Origin of the sequence: Povalibacter sp. (assembly GCF_036735925.1) — a bacterium.
Taxonomy (GTDB): Bacteria; Pseudomonadota; Gammaproteobacteria; order Steroidobacterales; family Steroidobacteraceae; genus Steroidobacter.
This window is the reverse complement of the sequence record NZ_DAINNK010000019.1, coordinates 31,722-51,826: the sequence shown is the minus strand read 5'-3', so window position 1 is coordinate 51,826 and position 20,105 is coordinate 31,722. Positions and strand designations below refer to the sequence as shown.

The window sequence follows — 20,105 nt, the reverse complement described above, 5'->3', positions numbered from 1 at the left end:
GAATGGGAACACGGGGAGCACGGGGAAAGAAATTTTCTCTTCCGAGACCCCGTGTTCCCCGTGTCCCCCGTGGAAATTCCTTCCGGCTTCTTTGCTTCGAACTCTGCGTGAAACCCCTGTCCTAGACATCCCGCGCAATCATCCACGCCCGCGCTGCGATGTCCTGATACGCCTCTTTCGCCTGCGCCATGCGTGCATCCACGCCCTGGCCGTCGACGCTGCGACGGTAGACGCCGGCGAGAATGCCGGCGGAACGGAACAGCGAGAACACGAGGAAGAATTTCCAGTCGGCAATATCGGCACGTTCGGTGCGGCGCCGGTAGTTGTCGAGAAACTCCGCTTCCGAAGGAATGCCCAGCGCCGCGAGATCATTGCCGTCGAAACCGCGTCCCGAACTCGCCGGCAGGTGATAGGCGCTGCAGCAGTAGGCGAGATCGCCGAGCGGATGGCCGATGGTCGACAGCTCCCAGTCGAGCACGGCGACGACGCGCGATTCGATGGGATGAAACAGCAGGTTGCCGATGCGATAGTCGCCGTGCGCGATCGTCGCCTCGTCCTGCGACGGCAAGTGTTGCGGCAGCCATTCCATCAGACGATTCATTGCCGGCGTGTCGTCGACGGCCGAAGCCTGGTACTGCTTCGACCAGCGCGCCACCTGGCGGGCGACATAGCCGCCGGGTTTGCCGAAGCCGTCGAGTCCGACGGCGCGGTAGTCGATGCGATGCAGCTTCGCCAGCACGTCGTTCATTGCGTCATACATTTCCGATCGCTGCGGCGGCGTACAGCCGGGCAGCAGCCGATCCGTGTAGACACGACCGTCCACGTAGTCCATCACATAGAACATCGTGCCGATGATGCGCTCGTCGTCGCACAGCAGATGAACGCGCGGCACGGGGACATCCGTATCCCGCAGCGCCTTGAGCACCGTGTACTCGCGATCGACCGCATGCGCCGACGGCAACAGCTGCCCCGGCGGCTTCTTGCGCAGGACGAACGCGCGCTCCGCCGTCTGCAGATGAAACGTCGGATTCGAGAACCCGCCCTGGAACTGGCGCACCAGCACATCGCCGCCGAAGCCGTCGATGCGTGACGACAGATACGTCGTCAGCCGCGCCTCGTCGAAGCGGTTGTTCTCGAGCACCGGCACCAGGACGGCGGCACCGGTGGGGTTGTTGTTGGCCATGCGTTGCTGAAGAGATAAAAAAGTAACCGCATAGAACGCAAAGAACGCATAGAAGAGATCGCCATGCAGAGTTTCGATGGTGTTCTCGAGCCTGCATCCCTCGAATTCCGTCGGTTCCCTCCTTTATGTGTTCTATGCGTTCTTTGCGGTTAATACTCCGGTCCTGGATTCATCCCCGCCCGACCACGCCGCCGCCATCGATGACGATGGTCTGACCGGTCATGAACGAGCCGGCCGGGCTGGCGAGGAACACGGCGGCGCCGGCGATTTCGTCGGGCTCGCCGATGCGACGCAACGGATACGCTTTCACGGTGTGCGCATACGTTTCCGGGTTTTCCCACAGCGCGCGGGCGAAGTCGGTGCGCACCAGTCCCGGGGCGATGCAGTTGGCGCGAATGTTCTTCGGTCCCCATTCGACCGCGATGTTGCGGGCCAGCGCCATGTCGGCGGCCTTGGAAATGCCGTACACGCCGATGGTGGTCGAACCCAGCAGACCCGCGATGGAGGAGATGATGACGATGGAGCCGCCGCCGCGCTGCGCCATCTGCGGCAGCACCATGTTGCACAGCCAGAAGTTGCTGCGCACGTTGGAGTTCATCACCTTGTCGTAGGCATCGTCGGACATCTCGATGGCCGGCCCGTAGTAGGGATTCACGGCGGCATTGCAGATCAGCACGTCGATGCCGCCCCACTTCCTGACGGTGGCGTCGACCAGGCTCTGCAGATCCTCCTTGCGACCGATGTTGCAGGCATGCGCGAACGCCTCGCCGCCTTTCGCGGTGATTGCATTCACCACCTTCTCGCAGGCATCGAGCTTGCGGCTCGACACGACCACCTTGCCGCCATGCTCGGCGACGCGGTGCGCAATGGCTTCGCCGATCCCGCGGCTCGCGCCGGTGACCAGGACGACTTTGCCCTTCAGATCGAACAACGATGAAACGGCCATGCTGTGGCTCCTTTGGAAAGGGGGGAGGTTTCACACGGAGTTCACGGAGACCAGAATCAAGAGCCGGAATAATTTCCACGGGGAACACGGGGAACACGGGGTCCGGAACAGAAAGGTCTTTTTCTTGTCCCCGTGTTTCCCCGTGCCCCCCGTGGAAAATTCTTCTTTGTCTCGATCTCCGTGGTCTCCGTGAACTCCGTGTGAAATGTCTTGAGTCTTACTTGTACTTCGCGAGTTCCAGTTTGCCGATCTGGTTGCGATGGACTTCATCCGGGCCATCGACGATGCGCATCGTGCGGGCGCTCGCGGCGATGTGACCGAGTCCGAAATCCGTCGTCACGCCGGCGGCGCCGTGCGCCTGGATCGCCCAGTCGATCACATAGTTCAGCATCGTCGGCGCCGCTACCTTGATCATCGCGATCTCGCGCCGCGCTGCCTTGTTGCCGAGACGATCCATCTTGTCGGCGGCGTTCAGTACCAGGAGGCGCGCCTGATCGATCTGGATGCGGCAGTTGGCGATGCGTTCCAGCCAGATCGACTGATCGGCGATCGGCTTGCCGAAGGCGACGCGCGACAGCAGGCGCTTGCAGGTTTTCTCCAGCGTGCGCTCGGCAACGCCGATGTTGCGCATGCAGTGATGGATGCGTCCGGGCCCCAGACGCGCCTGCGCGATCTCGAAGCCGCGGCCTTCGCCGAGCAGGATGTTGTCGGCGGGCACGCGCACGTTCTCGAACACGATCTCCGAATGTCCGTGCGGCGCGTCGTCGAAGCCGAACACCGGCAGATGGCGGATCACCTTCACGCCCGGGGTCTTCATCGGCACCAGGATCTGCGACTGCTGCTGGTGCTTGGGCGCATCCGGATTGCTCTTGCCCATCACCACCAGGATTTCGCAGCGCGTATCGCCCGCGCCCGACGACCACCATTTGCGCCCGTTGATCACGTACTCGTCGCCGTCGCGCTCGATGCGCGTGGAAATGTTGGTCGCATCCGAGGAGGCGACCGCCGGTTCGGTCATGGAGAAGGCCGAACGGATCTCGCCGTTGAGCAGCGGCTTCAGCCAGCGCTCCTTGTTCGCGGGACTGGCGAAGCGGTCGAGGATTTCCATGTTGCCCGTGTCGGGCGCGGAGCAGTTGAACACTTCGGACGACCAGCCGACGCGGCCCATGATCTCGCACAGGGGCGCGTATTCGAGATTGGTGAGCCCGGCGCCGTTGTCCGAATGCGGCAGGAACAGGTTCCACAGTCCCGCAGCCCTCGCCTTGGGCTTGAGCGCCTCGACGATCGGAATCGGCTCCCAGCGCGCCTTGCCTTCGCGCCCCATGACGAATTCGGCCACGGCCTTTTCGTTCGGATAGATGTGCTCGTCGAAAAAGGCTTCGAGACGCGCGATCAGCGTCTTCACTTTGTCGGTGTATTCGAACTGCATGATGCCCCCAATGGCTTGTCCGGTATGGAACGCGGGGCAGGATCATAGCCAACGGCGTTGGCGGATCGCATCAAAGATTCAGCAGGCGGGGGTGAAGTGCTGCGATGCGGATGCGATGTGTGGCGATCGAGCAGGAGTCATGCGCGTCGTTCATGACGCGTCATCGATGATCAGAATGTGGGATGACCCGAATGAGGAAGGTGCTGGAGTCGTTCGCGGCGCTGGTGCCGGTGTCGCCGGAGAGGGTGAGCTGGTAGCGGCCGGGAGCGAGTTTCGTCGAGTTGACGTATACCGGTACGAATCCTTCGGCATCCGGAACGAGCGCGCCGATCTCGCCGACGCCGCGCAGCGATTCATCGGTGCCGATGGACGATAGCGTGATGCGATAACGCGGCGGCGTTGCTTCGACCTCCGGCAGCACACGCAGCGCGAAAACCTGGTCGGCAGCGGACAGGCGAAGTTCCGCGTCAGCAGCCGTGCTGCGCATCCGCATGATCGGCGCAGTCGCCACCACCGGGAGCGGATCGCGCAGACGGTCGACCAGCCCGGTTGCAGAAGCAACGAGCGCCGGCTGCGACGCGGGCCCGCGACCGAAGAAGACAAAGAGACCGACCGCGATGACAGCCAATCCCGCGGCGAGCGCCTGGTACTGTTTCTGCCGAAACCACGGAGTCGGCTTGAGCAACGACTCGAGCTCACCGGATTCTCTGAGCTGGGCCAGTCCGACCTTGAACCGCGCCGCCGCCTCCATCTCCTGCACGATCTCCGGATGTTCGAGGTAATAGGCCTCGAAGGCCTCCCGCTCGGTGTCGGGAAGCTGGTCCGCGAGATATCGCGCGACGAGGTGGTGATCGTCTATGTACTGGCGGTTCATCGGATCATTGCGCCATCAGAGTGCATACCCCTCGGAGCGGCCCATCCCCAGGAGATATCTGTTGTAAGGAAGATCGACATCACATCAGGGTTACACAGATGATCAATAGGCTGAAGAAGTCCGACCCTCTGAGACCCTGCGACTCAAGCAGGCCTCGCATGCGTTGGCGTGCCCGGAAGATCACCTTGTCGAAATGCAGCGCCGATAGTCCCATGTCGCTGCAGATGGACGCTTTGTCCTCTTCGTCGAGATAGAAACGTTTGACGATTTCGCGGTCGCGGGTGGTCGACAACGCCTCGATGACGCTGCGGACTTTTGTTGCGATTGCGGGCTCCAGATCCTTGTCTATCCCGGTATCGGGGGCGGGCAATGCATCGACCGCCTCGGGGTCCGCGCGCCGTTCGGACCGCTCAGCCATCTTGCGCCGGTGATTGCGCATCTGATTCATCGCGACCTGAAAGATATAGCCGCCAATGAGTTGCGGCTCGGAGATGCGGCCAGCGTCGAGGTGTTCGAGGGTAGTTATGAGCGCCTGACTAAGCGCGTCAGCAGCCAGTTGTTCGTTGCGAAGCTTTTGCCGCAAGAGACGCAGAAGCCCGGTGTACTGGGATTCGATCAGGGCTAGAACGGATTGCCTGTCCCAACTGCCTGCCATTTCTACCCTTGCCGAGTGTCGCTTCACAGAGTGAGAGCTTCAGAAACCGACGGCCCATTCGAAGCCCAGCCCGCCGTAAAACCCGCCATAAGCGTCGCTGAGTCCCTTTTCCAGCATCACGTAGAAGGCGTTGCCATTCCAGAATTGATACATGTAGACGAGATCTACTGAGCCTGCCTGGCTCATGCCGTGCCGGTTGGTGGCGACGAAGTCCGCGCCAATGTGGTGTTGTCCCAGCCAAGAGCGCAGACCGAGCGCTGCTGTGGACCGCACGTCACCGTAGCCGGCCAATTTTTTGTCCACTTCGGCTACGATAAGATTGAACTCAACTTGTGCGAGCGTCTCGCCGGCTTGCATGCGCAACTTGAAGTAAGCGTCGGTATCGTTGCTGAAGGAGGCTGGCGCGTGAGAGAGAACCTGTCCGACCTCTAGCGACAGGAAATCGAGCTTGCCCAAGTGCCGAAAATTCTTGGCGGCGGATAGCGTCAGATCGCCCACAGCCGAATCGCTCTGGCCTCCCACCGAACCATCGAAGAATTGCGTGCGAGCACTGAATTCCCAGTCGCTCGCCGTGAGCGTTCTGGCTTCTAGCGGGGCAACGAAGAAGTCGGTGTCCTGGCTGCCGTCATGGAACCAGCCGCTACCAACGTAGAGATAGACGTCGTTGGTAGCTTCGCGTGACTTAAGAAAGTAATCAGCAGCCGCGGCGGAGTCGGGTGTCGACAAAACCACACACGCTGCCGTTGCAGCCCACATCCGGATAGTCATCCCTGGGTACCTCCGTTTTGTTGTCTGCTTTCCCGCCGCGTCGATTATTACCGAACTTCTGATGCTGCCGCACCATTCCAGCAACTGTTGGAAGATCCCTGTTTAGGGCGAGATGTGTTATTTCTAGCCGCGCGGCGGTAAGGACTCACCAGAAATACGAACTCACGCCAGCAGAGACCCGCATGGACCGGTTCGGTGCGCCCCTCGGGAAGGCTTTCGCTCATTTGCTACGGTGCGGCGCGCTATTCGCATTGGGCTTCAGTGGATGTCGATCGGACGACACCCACTTTGTCCTGGACCACTCAGATTTGATCCATGGGGAAACGCAGCAGCAATTTTCCGTGCGGGCAAAACGTGGAGACAGAGTCCAGATTGTATTGAAACAAGACGGCCTGGATCTTTACGTAGCGATACAGGACTCGGCTGGCACCAGCCTTGGTCGATTCGAATCGAATACAGGTCGATATGGAGAGGACCATGCAGTCATGATCGCTCCCCGTGCGGACATCTATGTCATCCGCGTGGGCTCGGATCGACTGCCGCAGGTTTCCGGCTCTTTCCATCTGGTCATAACAGTCAACGCTGAGCCTGACGAAGCCCGTCTGCGCTACTCCGAGGCCTCCAATCTCGAAGTTGCCATGTCGCCCAAAGATCGCGTCGAGTTGTTCGAGTCGGCGGCAAATCTGTTCTTGCAACGAAAGAGCGGGCGCGAGGCCGGCATGTCCGCTCTTGCTGCTTCCACCCTAATTGCACACCGGCTGTCGGATTCCGCGCGTGCACAGTCATTGCTTGATCTAGCGAAGAGGACTTTGTCGGAAAGCGATGCTCTCCTGTTTGCGACGGCGCTGAATCTTTCTGCTTCCCTTCGGGCCGAGATTGCAGGTGTCCCAGAAGAAAATACCGAGACCATGGCGGCGGACTTCCTGAAAGCGCGTCGAATCTATCAATCTCACGGCTCAGACATCGGTATGGCTGAAGTGGATCTATATCGAGGTGTCGCACTGTACCGGATGGTCGACAAAGACGGGAACAGCCGGCGTGAGGAATCGGCACGTGCATGGCAGGAAGTCGAGAGAACCTGCCACCGGTTGCATGAAACAGGTTGCGAAGCCTTGGCTCTGAGCAATCTGGGAGTCTACCGTCGAGACTCCGGCGAAATCAGTGAGGCTTTCGAACGCTTTTATCGCGCCAGCACGCTTGTCACGGTGCGATCAGATCCGAATGTGTTTGCCGATGTCCAAGACAACCTGGCATTTGCGTTGAGTTCCGTTCTGAGTTTCGACCAAGCCATTGAGCATCATCGGCTTGCGATGGATGCATATGAGAAATACGGCGAATGCAGTGGTGTATCGCGCTCGCTATATGGCATCGGATATTCGTTGCTTGGAATCGGCGACGTCGAGCAGGCAAAGCGCTTCTACAAGGTTGCGCTCGAGCGCAGTTGCACCAGTGAAGCGGTCGCAAGCGCGTCAGGTTCGCACAATGAGCTGCTGGAAGTCGGTTCCGTACGCACGATGTGCGAGGGCGCAGTTGGTATCGCCAACAGCGACAAGGAGGAGAGGTTGAATGCTCTATGGGCAGCGTGGGACTTGGGTAGTCATGCCCGCATGCAACAAGACTATGCGGGAGCCATTGCCTGCCATCAGTTGGCCATGAAACTGGCTCCCACCCCGATCTCGAACTATGGAGCCCAGCTCGAATATGTCGAAGATCTGTTGAAATCCGGCGAAGAGAAAACTGCCGTCGAGGCATTTGCACCTCTTGCGCCAAATTCGGCCGGGAACATGACACGGCCAGTCGCGCCGCTGTATATGGCGAAAGCTTGGGAACTGGACGCCTACGTGAAGATTGTCCGAGGCGAGAGTCAGGCAGCGCAGAAATCCTTTGTCGAAGCTGAATCGCGCTATGAGGCATTGGGCGATGTCCAGGGGCAGTTCGAAGTCGCGACGGCTCGAGCACGTCTGGCTCGGGGCATGGGACAAGGAGCGGTCGCAAACCGGCATTTCGAGCGCGCGGACGAATTGCTCAGAAAAATCAGTCTAGCGAGCATCGATCCAACCTATCGGGGTGTGTTGTTTTCGTCCAGGCGGCAGATGTACGAGGACTGGATGCACAGTCTGCTCCAATCCCCGAGACATGATGCGGGCGGGTATGGACGTGAGCTGATGACTCTTTCTGTCAGCGATAGAAGCCGCTCGCGTGTCCTTGCGGATCTGATCAAAGCCTATGCCGTGGACAGGGACGCTCGATGGGCGCGGCGGTTGTTCTCTCCTTCCGATGAAGTGAGCGAGATACTACGAGCGGCTGAAACAGAAAGAGCAGGAACACAGGACGACATCGAGAGATCCAGGCTCAATTTCAACCACGAGACGCGTGTTGCGGCGGCTTCGGCAATCATCGACCCCCGTGAGCGTGGGATAGCGGTCAATGAGCTGAGAGTGTGGCAAAGATCGTTGCCGCCGACCGCCAGCGTCGTGGAGTACATGCTTGGGGAGCAGGCCAGTTACGCATGGGTTCTGCGGAGAGATACGGTGGTTCGTGTGGAACTGGCGAATGCCACAGAAATTGCAACAGCGGCGGCAAGCGTACGTGCCGCCATGGTGTCCACGCGTGGGGATGTCAGGCCTGCGCTTGCGCGGATGTATGACTTGGTGCTTCAGCCAGTGCGCGAATACCTGCACGGTACGGAACTCGATGTCGTTGCAGATGGCCCATTGTATGGTATCCCCTTCGCGGCATTGTGGGACCGCCGATCCGGAACTTACCTGGCGCAAGGATTCGCCATCCGGCATCTTCCTTCTATCCATTTCGCAGTCACGCGCACGACAAAGCCGGGATCCGGAGTCGCGAAGCGCGCGTTGCTGATCGGCGATCCTGTCTACGATCTTGAGGACGCGCGACAACGCTGCGCGTCGGCGGACGCAAGAATGTCACGGGAGTCACCTCCGCCCCAATCCACGTACAGGCGATTGCGTGGTACCGGAACGGAAGTCGACCGGATTGCTGCGTCGCTGGGTAGGCACAGCATCGCTGTTGACATGCTTACAGGCTGTGCCGCCAATCAAGCAAGAGTTCTGGCCAAGGGCCTGGGTGCATACCGCTATATTCACTTTGCAACCCACGCGACAGCGAATGAACAGCTGCCTCAGCACTCCGCAATTCACCTTGCGGCGTACGATGAAAGCGGCCGGTATGTGAATGGGGAATTTACGGCCGCGCAACTATTCGAAACGCCCCTCAATGCGGAGCTGGTTGTTCTGAGCGGTTGCTCGACGGGTGGCGGGCGCAGCATTCAAGGTGAAGGTGTGCTCGGTCTTTCGTTCGCCGCTCTCGCCCTGGGAAGCCGTTACGTTGTGTCCACACTATGGTCAGTTGCGGATGTACCCAGCGTAATGGTCATGGAGCGCTTCTATGTAGAGCTATTCGCCGAAACGGCGTCTGCCGCAGAGGCATTGAGAACTGCGCAACTGACGCTCCTGAATGATCCCAAATGGGAAAGTCCGCGGTACTGGGGAGCCTACATTCTAGTCGGCACCTGATTTTCCGATCCGAGAGCACATGCCATGACATCAATCGCTCGCCTTCTCACTGTCCTGATCGCAATGCTGTTGCACGCATGCGCATTGGTCACGGATCTGAGCGGACAGTCGGTTCAAGCCAGAATGAAGATGCATGCGGGGCACGCATGGAGAATGGAGAAGGGACCGTACGAGCCCATCACGGCAATCAGAGAATTCAGGGAGGACTACGTAGACGAGAAGGATCTCATCCTGACGTCAGGACAACTTCGTTCCGGTTTGCTGAATATGAGTCTGTTTATTCTGAACGAGAAATTGGTATGTCGGGATGGCGAGCTCCCGCCCCAAATCTGTGGTTCCTACCCGGGAGAAGTGCGCCTTCATGCTGATATCCCCGAAGCAACTGAGAAATGCATGATCTTCGCTGCGACACATTTCCCTGTTGCTCAATGGATAGGCTCATCGAAATTCACCACAAAAGATAAAACAGAACACGACATCTGCGTGGCTATTACCCTGGTAGTGAATAGCAGCGAGAAGAATGATGTCGACCACGATCGATTGCTTGCGGATGTCTACATGGTCGAAGGAGGAGGGGCGGGTCCGGGGAGCGTACCAGGCGGACCCAGACCAACCAGCTTCAGACCGATCCAGGAAAGTAGCGCCGTGCGGAGTGACGTTCCATCTCGCTAACCCCCATCAGTCGCACATCGAGGTCAACGTCGAGGTCAACATAGGGATCAGGGAGATCAAATCGTGAAGAACAAGCGTGAGAAAGTTCGCCTTTGGTTGACCGCAACAACGATGCTGCTGGCATTGTTTGCCACAGTGCTTATCGTCATCCCGTTGATGCGAGTATTGATTCACGATGAAGAAAACTATGCGGGTACCCCTGCAGATCCGCTGTCATTCAAGTGGCAGGTGTGGATCTATGACGCTAACGCGAATCGGGAGTGCGGTGGTGCCTTGCTCGACAAGCAGTGGATCGTCACCGCAGCACATTGTCTGCCGTATATAGGTATGAACGGAAAGGTAACTGTGAGAGTGGGCTCTCACAACAAATCGGCAGGGGGAACGCTGCTCATCGTCAAGAGATCGAGTATGGTGTTTCATCCCGATTATCCTAAGCCGACCTCCTTGGGTGAGGTCATCAGAAACGATATCGCGCTCCTGAATCTGGGAACGGCACTGAGCCAAGCGCCAGGGATCATCTCTTTGCCAGAGTCGGATGACGAGAGCGCAAACCCGGCATTCGTAGCCGGATGGGCTTGCGGGCCTGAGCACCAGTTCAACATTTTGAACCGACAATGGAATCTTGGAACCTGTCCAAACAACTTGCGCTACGCCGCCGTGGAGATGAGAACCGACATTGATTGCCAAAGCGAGTATGGATCGTCTGCCCAGAATGCCCTGTGTGCGGGAGACGCGACTGCAGGATTCGACCTGCGCGACAGCGGCGGAGGATTGAGTTCTGCTAAACAAGGCAGTGACGCGAAACTGCTGGGCGTCGTGAGTACGTTGGCCTCTGGCAAACCAGACGCCTATACCAAAGTGTTCAGGTACAAATCCTGGATCGAATCCTGCCGCACAGATGCGGCGTCCGAATGCTGTATTCACGGCACTTCGTGTCCCATATGAACAAGATTGCAATATGGAAGCAACAAATCCGCCGGTGACCATGGTCGTGAACTGAGAAGAATTCTACTCACGCCACAGATTCCCTCAGGCGCCACGAACGATGCGGGCGCTTCCAACGAATAAGCGAGGGACGGGCATGAATAAGCGAAACTCTTGGCTGCTGACAGTTGCAGCGATAGTCATCCTTTCTGCATGCAGCAGCGGTGCCAGCGATGACGAAGCAGAGGGCGACGACGGTGGTGCCACCGCAGGCCCCGGTTGGACCATCCCTCTCGCCCCACCTACTGCTCCTGCCGCCGGTGCCCCCATCGACGGCATCTTCCGCGACTCCGTCGTGCAAGGTCTCGACTACAGCGACGGCGTCGCCTTGATGGGTACGACTGGCGCCGACGGCGGCTTCCGCTACGCCCAGGGCAACACTGTCACCTTCAAACTCGGCGGCCTCACGCTGGGCAGCTATCCCGGACAGCCGTTCATGAGCCCGATGCACCTGATCGGCACCCCGACGAACGTTGCGCAGCAGATCGAGAACCGGGCACGACTGCTGCAGATGCTGGATATCGATGGCAATCCCGACAACGGCATTCTGATCTCGGAGGCCGTGCGTGCTGTCGCCGTGGATTGGACGACGCCGGACTTCGGCGCCAGCTACACCGACTTCGCGACGGCGGTCCAGCCGCTCGTCGCCGCCGCCAGCGCGGCCGACGGCACGGCGCATGTATTGCCGTCGGAAGTCACGGCGCGCGATCACTTCGTCCGTACTGCCTGGTGTACCTACAACGGCATCTATCGCGGCACCTACACCGGATCTGGCGACAATGGCGTCTGGACGATGGTGACCTACGGTACTGGCGCGCGCATGTTCGGGGCGGGATACAGCACGGTCGACCGCGCAGGATTCGAGCTGGAAAAGCAGTCCGGCACCGGGCTGTCCATCTTCCCGACGTTTTCGGCGGGTACCGCGACGAACGGCGCGACGTTCTCCGGCAGCTTCCGCACACCCGATACCATCACCGGAACATGGACCAATGGACCTGACAGCGGCACGTTCAGCGGCGCACGTTCCGGCGGATCGAGCACCGCCGTCTATCGCATCAGCGGCTACGTCTTTCCCCTCGGCACCGCATTGCTGATCAATCTCGAAATCGATGCTGCGGATCGCATCACTGGTTCGATCATCGATCGCGATTATCAGGGCCGCGCCGAGCCGGTCGCTGTGACAGGTACGCTGAGCGGCACCACGTTCGCGGCCGCAGCCGCGGGCAATCAGTACGTCTTCACGTCGACGTTCAACAAGAACGCAAGCAGCGGCGCGTATCAATTGACGGGCAGTCTGCGTGACAACGTGAAAGGCAGGGACATCGGGCTGAACAGCAATCCGCTGCAGGGCTGCCGGCTCAATTGACGGAAATGTCGCAGGCCAGGGGCGACCTGCGACCCGGTTCTCATTATCTGTCGCCGGATCCCGACGTCCGCTGTCGGAAATTCAACCCTTCGCGATCCGCGCCGATGGATTGACCAAGGGTTGAAGGAACTACTTCATCCGGGTGGCGTTCGAATGATGGACAGGATTGGAGTCGATCATGAACACGAACAAGCGCTGGCGGCAGCATTTGAACGAACTGGTTACTGCGAGACTGGATCCGATCGTCTACGCGCTGCGCTGGGCGCGCGATCCGCGCTGTCTGCAGAATGGCGTGAGTCATCGTCGCGTCGGTCGCGTGCTGAACACGCCGGTGTGCTCGCTGTGGGCGGTGCAGTCGACGCGCGGCTGGGAATGATTCCCCGGCGTTTCTCCGCATCCATCCATTAATTCGTACAAAGCGACGCCGCTCGACTTTGTATCGTGCGCAGCATGCTTACCGGCGTGCTGCGATCCCGACCGCGAACCGAACTGCTCGTCCGTGAGCGGGCATCTCACTCCACCGACGATGCACTGAGCCAGCTGCTGCGCTCGCGCAGCCTGCGTCACTGCCGTTTCGTCAGCGACTGCGAGATCGGTCCGTTCATCGTCGATCACCTGTGTCCCGAACAGGCGCTCGTCATCGACCTGACCCGTCCGCCGGGCGAGACGGAAGCACGGGCGCGCTTCCTCGAATCGCTGGGTTACCGGGTCGTTACGGTGAGTCGTCGCGATCTGTTCCATCGTCCGGAAGCCGTGCTGTTGCGGCTGCGGCGCCTGCTGCAGGCGCCATAAGCAATCGCCGGGTCACGACATCGTGGCGTCGGAAGGAAATGTTGCGGAGGAGGGTTCGACATCCTCGTCAACAATGCGGGCATCCTGGTCTGATCCCCTCCTCCGCGCAGCGGGGGAGGGTTAGGGTGGGGGCTCTCACTGTGGGGCCGGCTTTCAGCCGGCCGCTTTCAGAGTCAGGCTAAAGCCTGACCTACAGAAACTTCTGAAACAGGCCGGCTGAAGCCGGCCCCACAGGAAGAGAGAGAGGGAATCCGGATCAGTCGATGCGGTACACCCGTTCGATCAATCGCGTCAGCCCACGCTGCCGGAACCGTTCGTTCTCCGGCCGCTGCAGGATGTCCCTCTCGGCCAGCGGCTGAACGCGGCCTGCTCCGAACAGCTTCCTCACCTCCGCATCGCTCACCGCAAATGGCGGACCGCTCATCTCCTGCTGCGGATAGTCGGCGGTGACGAGCAGCGTCGGGGTGCCGGGCGGAAGGACGTCGTGCAACTTCGCCGCATAGGCTTCGCGCAGGTCTGGCGGCAACGCAATCAGCGCAGCACGATCGAACACCGCACGCACGCCGGCGAGATCGGCGGCCGTCAGATCGAAGAAATCGCCGCACAGCAGCTCGATGTCCTGCGCCCGCCAGCGCTCAAAGGGGCCGGCCTGCCCGACCTCCGGCGTCACGCCCCACTCGCTGAAGAAATCCGCCACCGCCTGATGAGCGAGTTCGACGCCGATCACGCGATGGCCGCGTTCGCGCAGCCAGTGCATGTCGAGACTCTTGCCGCACAGGGGCACGAACACGGTCGTGCCCGGCGGCACGTTCAACTGCGGCCAGTACCGTTGCAGATACTCGTTGACGCTGCGCTGGTGAAAGCCGATTTCGTTGCTCGACCAGCGGTCGAGCCAGAACTGGGGGGTCATGCGGGCGAGTGTATTACGGCGGCCTTCGCCTATCCCACCCGCTCGATCCGCCGTGCTGTCAGGCCCAGGAACAGCACCGTGATGCCCAGCAGCACGGCGATGTGGTTGAGCGGCGAGCCGATGATGAAGTTCTGCGCGCCGATGCCCGCCAGCGCCAGCTGATCCAGGTAGAACGCCGGCGAGGCCATCACGACTGCGCGAATGCCTTCGGGCAGCGGAATGAACAGGCCCGAAAAGTAGAGCAGCACGAGGTACACGACGTTCGTGATGGCAGGCGCCGCACGCCCCGAGGTGAGCGAGCCGATCCACAGGCCGATCGCGCAGAAAGGAATCGAGCCGAGGGTCATGATCGCGATCACGATCAGCATCTGCAGCAGCGACAGCTGCACTGCGCCGAGCGCCAGCGCAGCAATGGCCATCAGCGCGACCGCGATCGCCGTCGACACGGCGGACATCGCCATGCTCGCGGACAGCGATGCGAACGGCGGCATCGGTACGGCCCGTTTGTAGCGAAAGAACCCCTGTTCCCGCTCGAGCGCGAAGCCGATGCCGAAGCCGAACATGCCGGGCGTCATCGCGGCCATCGTTGCGAAACCGCAGAACAGGAAGAACGGCACGTTCGGATCCTGGCTCTTGAAGGCGCCGAAGATGAAGCCGATCAGCAGGTAGAACAGCACCGGGAATGCGAGCGTCGGAACGGCGAAACCCGGATTGCGCATCGCGCGCAGGAACGCGTACTTCGTTTCGAGCGCATAGCAGTCGACGATGCGGCGCGTCGACATCGGCGCGAACGAGTGAGGGGTAACAGTGGAGAGGGACATCAGGCGGCCTCCTGCGTGAGTTCGGTGAATGCCTCCGACAAGCCGGCGCGGCGTACTTCGAGATCCGCCACGGTGTCGTCGGCCTGGAGCAGGCGGCGCACGACAGCCTCCGCGTGCTTCGTCGTGATGACGATGCGCCCGTGCGTCGCGGTCACCGTCTCGATTTCCGGCCAGGTCCGGATCGTTTCGATCGGCGTGCGCGTGGTGCATTCGATGCGTCGTCGCGAGACGAGTGCGCGCATGTCGCCGACGCTGGCGTTCGCGAGCACCTTGCCCTTTGCGGTCACGACGACCCTGTCGGCGAGCGCCTCGGCTTCTTCGAGATAGTGTGTCGTGAGCACGACCGAGCAGCCGCCGCGGACGAGCTCGCGAATCGTGTTCCACATCGTTTCGCGTGCCTTGATGTCGAGTCCCACGGTGGGCTCGTCCAGAAACAGCAGTTGCGGCCGCCCGCAGATCGCCATGGCGAACTGCACCTGCCGCTTCTGTCCGCCGGACAGCTTGCCGTAGGGCCGCTGCGCGAGCGCCGTGGTGCCGGTCATCTGCATCGCGGCGTCGGGATCGAGCGGCGTTGCGTAGTAACCCGCGGTGAGGTGCAGCAGCTCGCGGACGCGCAGCTCGGGCGGCAAGGCGACCTCCTGCATCATGATGCCGATCTGTCGTCGTGCGACGAGCGACGTCGGCGACAGGCCGAACAGCGAGACCTCGCCCGCATCCGGCTGTTCCAGACCGAGCAGGAGGGAAATCGCCGTCGTCTTGCCTGCGCCATTGGGGCCGAGCACGGCCAGCAGCTCGCCGCGCTGGATGTCGAGATCGAAGCCGTCGAGCGCGACGGTCTGTCCGTAGCGCTTCTTCACGCCGCTCAACGAGGCCAGCGAACCGGCCTGCGACGTCGGCTGCGCGGATGCGACCGGCGCCGGCACGGCGGCTCGATCGTCGAAGCGTCTGCCGTTCAGCGTCTCGCCGATGATCGTATTGCGAACCAGGTACCGATAGCTCACGAGCAGCAGCGCGACCGTCACGATCATGAGCAGCGGAAACTTGATGCTCCAGTGGAGCGGCCAGTCGGACATCAGCTCCTGCAATCCGAAGATGAGCGGCAGATGCAGCAGGTACATCCAGTAGGAGGCGTCGGCCAGATAGCGCACCACCGGTCGATGCGCAGAGAGGAAGCGCATCGCGGCGCCGATCAGCGCAAATGTCCAGATCCACGAAGCGACCGCATACGCGACGGCGCCGACCGCAGGAGGCAGTGGCATCGAGCCCAGGACGATGATCGCCGCGCTCGCGACGAGTGCGCCGACGGCGTAGCCCGCCCAGGCGCGTTGCAGAACCGACAGCAGCGTCTGCTGCCGGTGCAGCAGCCAGCCGAAGACGAACGCGACGCCATAGCCGACGAATGCCGGCAGATTCGGAATCAGCGACTGATCGGGCGTGGGAATGCCCTGGTAGACGGTCCAGCCCGGCCATGCCGTCAGACACAGCGCCACCGGCAGCGCCAGCACGATCGGCGCGAGGTGCGAGCGCATCAGCCAGCCGACGACCGCATCGGCGCGGGCGCGCAGCGCAACGCCATCGAACACCTTGAGTATCAGTGCGCGTGCCGCGAGCACGATGACGTAGAGCAGCGCGAGCACGTACAGGAACCACAGGTGGATCAGGGGAACGGCGAGCGCCGTATCCGGCGCCGGTGGCGGTGTCAGCGGCCTGCCTGCGTTGAGCGTCGCCCAGACGAAGATCGCAATCACGATCGGCGTGATCACGATCCAGCCGACGACCAGCGGCACCAGGATGCGCTTTGCACGATCCCTGGCGAAGCCGCGCGCGCCGCGACGATGGAACACCAGGTGCGCGAAGAAACCGGCGACGACGAAGAACGCCGTCATGCGAAAGATGTGAATGATGTAGAAGGCCGCCTGAAGAAATTCGCTCGGCGAATGGTCGGCGATCGGCCAGCCCAGGGTCGTGAGCGACGGCATGAAGGACATCGTGCCGTGCAACACGATGCCCAGAAGCAGCGCGCCCGCCCGCACGGCGTCGAGCGCATGCAGTCTTTCGATGTCGTTGTGCATGTTGTTCCCCTCCCGGTTCCTTCGAGCTGAAGGCATGATGCGCATGAATCCATGAGATCGACAGTGCGAACCGGTCAACGGCGTCCGCGAGCCGGCGAAGGCCGCTCGCGCCGCTGCCGAGACGCGAACGCTACTGTGACGATGGAAGGCGTCGGGCTGCAGTGTGCTTCGTCATTGCCGCGACGATGACAAATGTCATGGGACGCAGAGAGCCGCGCGCGGCACAATTGCACCGGTTCGGTTCCATCGAGAGAAGCATGAAGATCGCGTTGCCGCCGCGTCGCGTACGAACCCCGTGGGGCGCCCTGTGCTGGTCGCTGTTCATGCTCTACCTATTCATCGAACCCTATCAGCGGGGCGCCGGATGGATCGAATGGGCAGTGACGGCGCTCGCGTTCGCAATCCTCGTCGCGCTCTACACCGTCGGGCTCATGTACTGGGGCTATCGACGCATCCTGCGCAATGTCTGTCTGGGCGTGCTGGCGCTGGCCATGACGTTTCTCGCCTATCGTCCCAGCGGCGTCATTCTCTTCTCGATGGTCGGTGCGTTCGCGCCCTTCGCGGTCGGCGGCAACATCGCACGCTCCATCGCGGCGGTCGCCGGCGTCATCAGCATCATGCTGCTCGAGTGGTGGCTGGCGTACCCGCAGCTGCCCATGGATTTCCCGACGATCATGGCCATGCAGACCGCCCTCGTGAGCGCCGGTACGACCTTCGTGGCGCGGGTGAATCCCGAGATCGAACGCGACCACCGCGTCGCCGAGCGCGAACGCATCGCGCGCGATCTTCACGACGTCCTGGGACACACGCTGTCGAGCATCACGCTGAAGGCGGAACTCGCCGGCAGGCTTCTGGATGCGAATCCGCAACGGGCGCTCGCGGAGATCAACGATGTCGAGCGGATCTCGCGCGAAGCACTCAACGAGGTACGTGCCGCCATTCACGGATATCACGCCGGAGACATTCGCGACGAGTTCGAACGTGCCGAGTCATTGCTCGGTGCCGCAGGCATTGCAGTCGAAAAGCGTTGGGAACCGGTCGACGTGGATCCCGCGCGCGAGCGCGTGCTGGCGCTCGTACTGCGTGAGGCTGTGACGAATGTCGTGCGGCATGCCCAGGCGAAAGCGTGCCGGCTGGCGCTCTATCGGGCATCCGACGAAGTCCGTCTCGAAATCGGCGATGACGGTCGCGGCGGGATTCATGCGGAAGGCCTCGGCATGCACAGCATCCGCAGTCGCGTCGAAGCCTTCGGCGGCACGGCCTCCTGGTCCGGTGCCGCTGGAACGCAGCTGATCGTGGCGCTGCCGATTGCAAACGTCGCCTGAAGCGAATGACAGACATGACCACCCCACGCATTCGCGTCGTCCTTGCCGAGGACCAGACAATGGTCCTCGGTGCGCTGGCTGCATTGCTCGATCTGGAACGCGACATCGAAGTCGTGGCGCAGGCCGCGAATGGCGTCGAGGCGCTCGCGGCCGTCGAAGCACACGCGCCGGACATTCTGATCACCGACGTGGAGATGCCGGAACTGTCGGGACTCGACGTCGCAGCGCAGCTGCGCCATCGGGTCCGCACGCGCGTGATCGTCCTGACGACGTTCGCCCGCTCGGGATACTTGCGCCGCGCCCTCGAAGCGGGTGTGAACGGTTACCTGCTCAAAGCACGTCCGGCGCGTGAACTGGCGGACGCCGTGCGCAGGGTTCATCGCGGATTGCGTGTCATCGACCCGCAGCTGGCCGCCGAATCCTGGGACGATCCCGATCCGCTCACGGATCGCCAGCGCGAGGTGCTGCGTCTGTCGACCGAAGGCATGTCCACCGCGGACATCGCCGCACGGCTCGCGTTGTCGGCGGGAACGGTTCGAAACTATCTGTCGGAAGCGATCGCCAGGACGAGCGCGGCGAACCGGATCGAAGCTGCGCGGATTGCGCGCAAGAAGGGCTGGTTGTAGTGCGCCAGACGATCGAGATGGCCGAACGATGCCCGCGTAGCGGGAGAAGGATGGGGGGCTCTTGTAGGTCAGGCTTTAGCCTGACTTCCGAAAAGAGGCCGGCTGAAGCCGGCCCCACAGCCAAGAGGCCTCCGCCCCGACCCAAGCCTACCGATACCGGCTCATGATCTTTTCCATGCCCTTCCTGCCCGGTGTCAGTTTCTCGTAGGACATCGTGTTGAGCGGCGACCCGGCGGTGTTGTTCACCGCGTGAAACTCGGGGCTGCGCTCATCGATATAGATGAGTCCGGTCACGTGCTCGCCCTGGCGCAGCTTCTCGCGCAGATAGTTCATCGCCTTGCCGCGATGCGTCGGGTCGTAGCTCGCATCGAGTTTGCGCAGCAGCACGCGGCTGCCGTCGTGCAGCGTCACGGGCGTGACTTCGCCTTCGGCATAGTTCGTCGTGATCTCCTGCGCGGGCGGCACGAAGTCGGCATGCACCACTTCATCGTAGTGATCGCGCACGAACCCGTAGCTCTTGGTCGAGCCCTCGTGATCGTTGAACGTGACGCAGGGCGAGAGCACGTCGATGAGCGCGAAGCCCTGGTGCTTGAGGCCCGCCTTGATCAGCGGCACGAGCTGCTCTTTGTCACCAGAAAAGCTGCGCGCCACGAAGGTCGCGCCGAGCGTCAGCGCCGTGAGCACCGGATCGACCGGCGGCTGGCGGTTCTCCTCGCCGCGCTTCGCCTTCGAGCCGATGTCTGCCGACGCCGAGAACTGTCCCTTCGTCAGCCCGTACACGCCGTTGTTCTCGATCAGGTACAGCATGTTGACGTTGCGACGGATCGCATGCGCGAACTGGCCGAAACCGATCGACAGCGTATCGCCATCGCCGGAGACACCGATGTAGTAGAGATCGCGATTGGCTGCCGCGGCGCCGGTGGCGATCGACGGCATGCGCCCGTGCACCGAGTTGAATCCATGCCCGCCGCTGACGAAGTACGCCGTGGTCTTCGACGAACAGCCGATACCCGACAGCTTCGCGAGCTGCTCCGGCCGGAGGGACAGACCCCAGACCGCTTCGATGACTGCGGCCGTGACCGAGTCATGGCCGCAGCCGGCACACAGTGTCGACATGCCGCCTTCGTAGTCGCGGCGCGTGAG

Annotated in this window: 18 protein-coding genes; 8 read left to right on the top strand and 10 right to left on the bottom strand. The window is 61.6% G+C overall.

Annotated features, from left to right (window positions below; all coding sequences use genetic code 11):
* Window positions 1–121 precede the first annotated feature (121 nt).
* The 6 genes from V7D81_RS08330 to V7D81_RS08305 all read right to left on the bottom strand — a co-directional run bounded on the left by V7D81_RS08330 (window position 122) and on the right by V7D81_RS08305 (window position 5,855).
* Window positions 122–1,183, bottom strand: coding sequence for a phosphotransferase family protein (locus V7D81_RS08330; RefSeq protein WP_324315690.1), 1,062 nt, complete (start codon window positions 1,181–1,183; stop codon window positions 122–124).
* 169 nt (window positions 1,184–1,352) lie between these two features.
* Entirely contained in the window at window positions 1,353–2,129 is a 777-nt protein-coding gene (locus tag V7D81_RS08325) for an SDR family NAD(P)-dependent oxidoreductase (protein ID WP_324315689.1), read from the bottom strand.
* A 217-nt stretch (window positions 2,130–2,346) separates the two neighbouring features.
* On the bottom strand, window positions 2,347–3,558 hold the full coding sequence (locus tag V7D81_RS08320; protein WP_324315688.1) for an acyl-CoA dehydrogenase family protein: 1,212 nt from the start codon (window positions 3,556–3,558) through the stop codon (window positions 2,347–2,349).
* A 160-nt stretch (window positions 3,559–3,718) separates the two neighbouring features.
* A complete protein-coding gene (locus tag V7D81_RS08315) occupies window positions 3,719–4,432 on the bottom strand; it encodes a hypothetical protein (protein ID WP_324315687.1) in 714 nt (237 codons plus the stop codon).
* Window positions 4,433–4,511: 79 nt separating this feature from the next.
* Complete coding sequence (locus tag V7D81_RS08310) at window positions 4,512–5,087, bottom strand: RNA polymerase sigma factor (protein ID WP_324315686.1); 576 nt, start codon at window positions 5,085–5,087, stop codon at window positions 4,512–4,514.
* 39 nt (window positions 5,088–5,126) lie between these two features.
* Window positions 5,127–5,855, bottom strand: coding sequence for a hypothetical protein (locus V7D81_RS08305; RefSeq protein ID WP_324315685.1), 729 nt, complete (start codon window positions 5,853–5,855; stop codon window positions 5,127–5,129).
* 182 nt (window positions 5,856–6,037) lie between these two features.
* Here V7D81_RS08305 and V7D81_RS08300 point away from each other — a divergent pair, with 182 nt between their 5' ends.
* The 6 genes from V7D81_RS08300 to V7D81_RS08275 all read left to right on the top strand — a co-directional run bounded on the left by V7D81_RS08300 (window position 6,038) and on the right by V7D81_RS08275 (window position 13,208).
* Window positions 6,038–9,394 carry a CHAT domain-containing protein gene (locus V7D81_RS08300; RefSeq protein ID WP_324315684.1) on the top strand — a complete coding sequence of 1,119 codons (3,357 nt, stop codon included), beginning with the start codon at window positions 6,038–6,040 and terminating at the stop codon, window positions 9,392–9,394.
* Window positions 9,395–9,418: 24 nt separating this feature from the next.
* The gene (locus V7D81_RS08295; protein ID WP_324315683.1) at window positions 9,419–10,066 is read left to right on the top strand and encodes a hypothetical protein; all 648 of its coding nucleotides are present in this window, start codon (window positions 9,419–9,421) and stop codon (window positions 10,064–10,066) included.
* Window positions 10,067–10,129: 63 nt separating this feature from the next.
* The gene (locus V7D81_RS08290) at window positions 10,130–11,011 is read left to right on the top strand and encodes a S1 family serine peptidase (RefSeq protein ID WP_324315682.1); all 882 of its coding nucleotides are present in this window, start codon (window positions 10,130–10,132) and stop codon (window positions 11,009–11,011) included.
* A 334-nt stretch (window positions 11,012–11,345) separates the two neighbouring features.
* Window positions 11,346–12,416, top strand: a complete 1,071-nt coding sequence (locus V7D81_RS08285; RefSeq protein WP_324315681.1) for a hypothetical protein — start codon at window positions 11,346–11,348, stop codon at window positions 12,414–12,416.
* A gap of 178 nt (window positions 12,417–12,594) precedes the next feature.
* Window positions 12,595–12,792: a hypothetical protein gene (locus V7D81_RS08280; protein ID WP_324315680.1), complete on the top strand. Its 198-nt coding sequence runs from the start codon at window positions 12,595–12,597 to the stop codon at window positions 12,790–12,792.
* A gap of 74 nt (window positions 12,793–12,866) precedes the next feature.
* Window positions 12,867–13,208: a DUF559 domain-containing protein gene (locus V7D81_RS08275; protein ID WP_324315703.1), complete on the top strand. Its 342-nt coding sequence runs from the start codon at window positions 12,867–12,869 to the stop codon at window positions 13,206–13,208.
* A 256-nt stretch (window positions 13,209–13,464) separates the two neighbouring features.
* Here V7D81_RS08275 and V7D81_RS08270 read toward each other — a convergent pair whose 3' ends face one another.
* Genes V7D81_RS08270 through V7D81_RS08260 form a run of 3 tightly spaced genes read right to left on the bottom strand, consistent with a single transcriptional unit; the run spans window position 13,465 to window position 17,011 of the window.
* The gene (locus V7D81_RS08270) at window positions 13,465–14,118 is read right to left on the bottom strand and encodes a thiopurine S-methyltransferase (protein WP_324315679.1); all 654 of its coding nucleotides are present in this window, start codon (window positions 14,116–14,118) and stop codon (window positions 13,465–13,467) included.
* 29 nt (window positions 14,119–14,147) lie between these two features.
* Window positions 14,148–14,939, bottom strand: a complete 792-nt coding sequence (locus V7D81_RS08265; RefSeq protein ID WP_324315678.1) for an ABC transporter permease — start codon at window positions 14,937–14,939, stop codon at window positions 14,148–14,150.
* Window positions 14,939–17,011, bottom strand: a complete 2,073-nt coding sequence (locus V7D81_RS08260) for an acyltransferase family protein (protein WP_324315677.1) — start codon at window positions 17,009–17,011, stop codon at window positions 14,939–14,941. Before V7D81_RS08260 ends, V7D81_RS08265 begins: the two co-directional genes overlap by 1 nt.
* A 257-nt stretch (window positions 17,012–17,268) precedes the next feature.
* Here V7D81_RS08260 and V7D81_RS08255 point away from each other — a divergent pair, with 257 nt between their 5' ends.
* Together V7D81_RS08255 and V7D81_RS08250 are read left to right on the top strand one after the other, a co-directional pair.
* The gene (locus tag V7D81_RS08255) at window positions 17,269–18,336 is read left to right on the top strand and encodes a sensor histidine kinase (RefSeq protein WP_324315676.1); all 1,068 of its coding nucleotides are present in this window, start codon (window positions 17,269–17,271) and stop codon (window positions 18,334–18,336) included.
* 14 nt (window positions 18,337–18,350) lie between these two features.
* A complete protein-coding gene (locus V7D81_RS08250) occupies window positions 18,351–18,962 on the top strand; it encodes a response regulator transcription factor (RefSeq protein WP_324315675.1) in 612 nt (203 codons plus the stop codon).
* A 147-nt stretch (window positions 18,963–19,109) separates the two neighbouring features.
* Here V7D81_RS08250 and V7D81_RS08245 read toward each other — a convergent pair.
* Window positions 19,110–20,105 (bottom strand): 2-oxoacid:ferredoxin oxidoreductase subunit beta (locus tag V7D81_RS08245; RefSeq protein ID WP_324315674.1); only part of this gene is annotated, 996 nt, incomplete at its 5' end.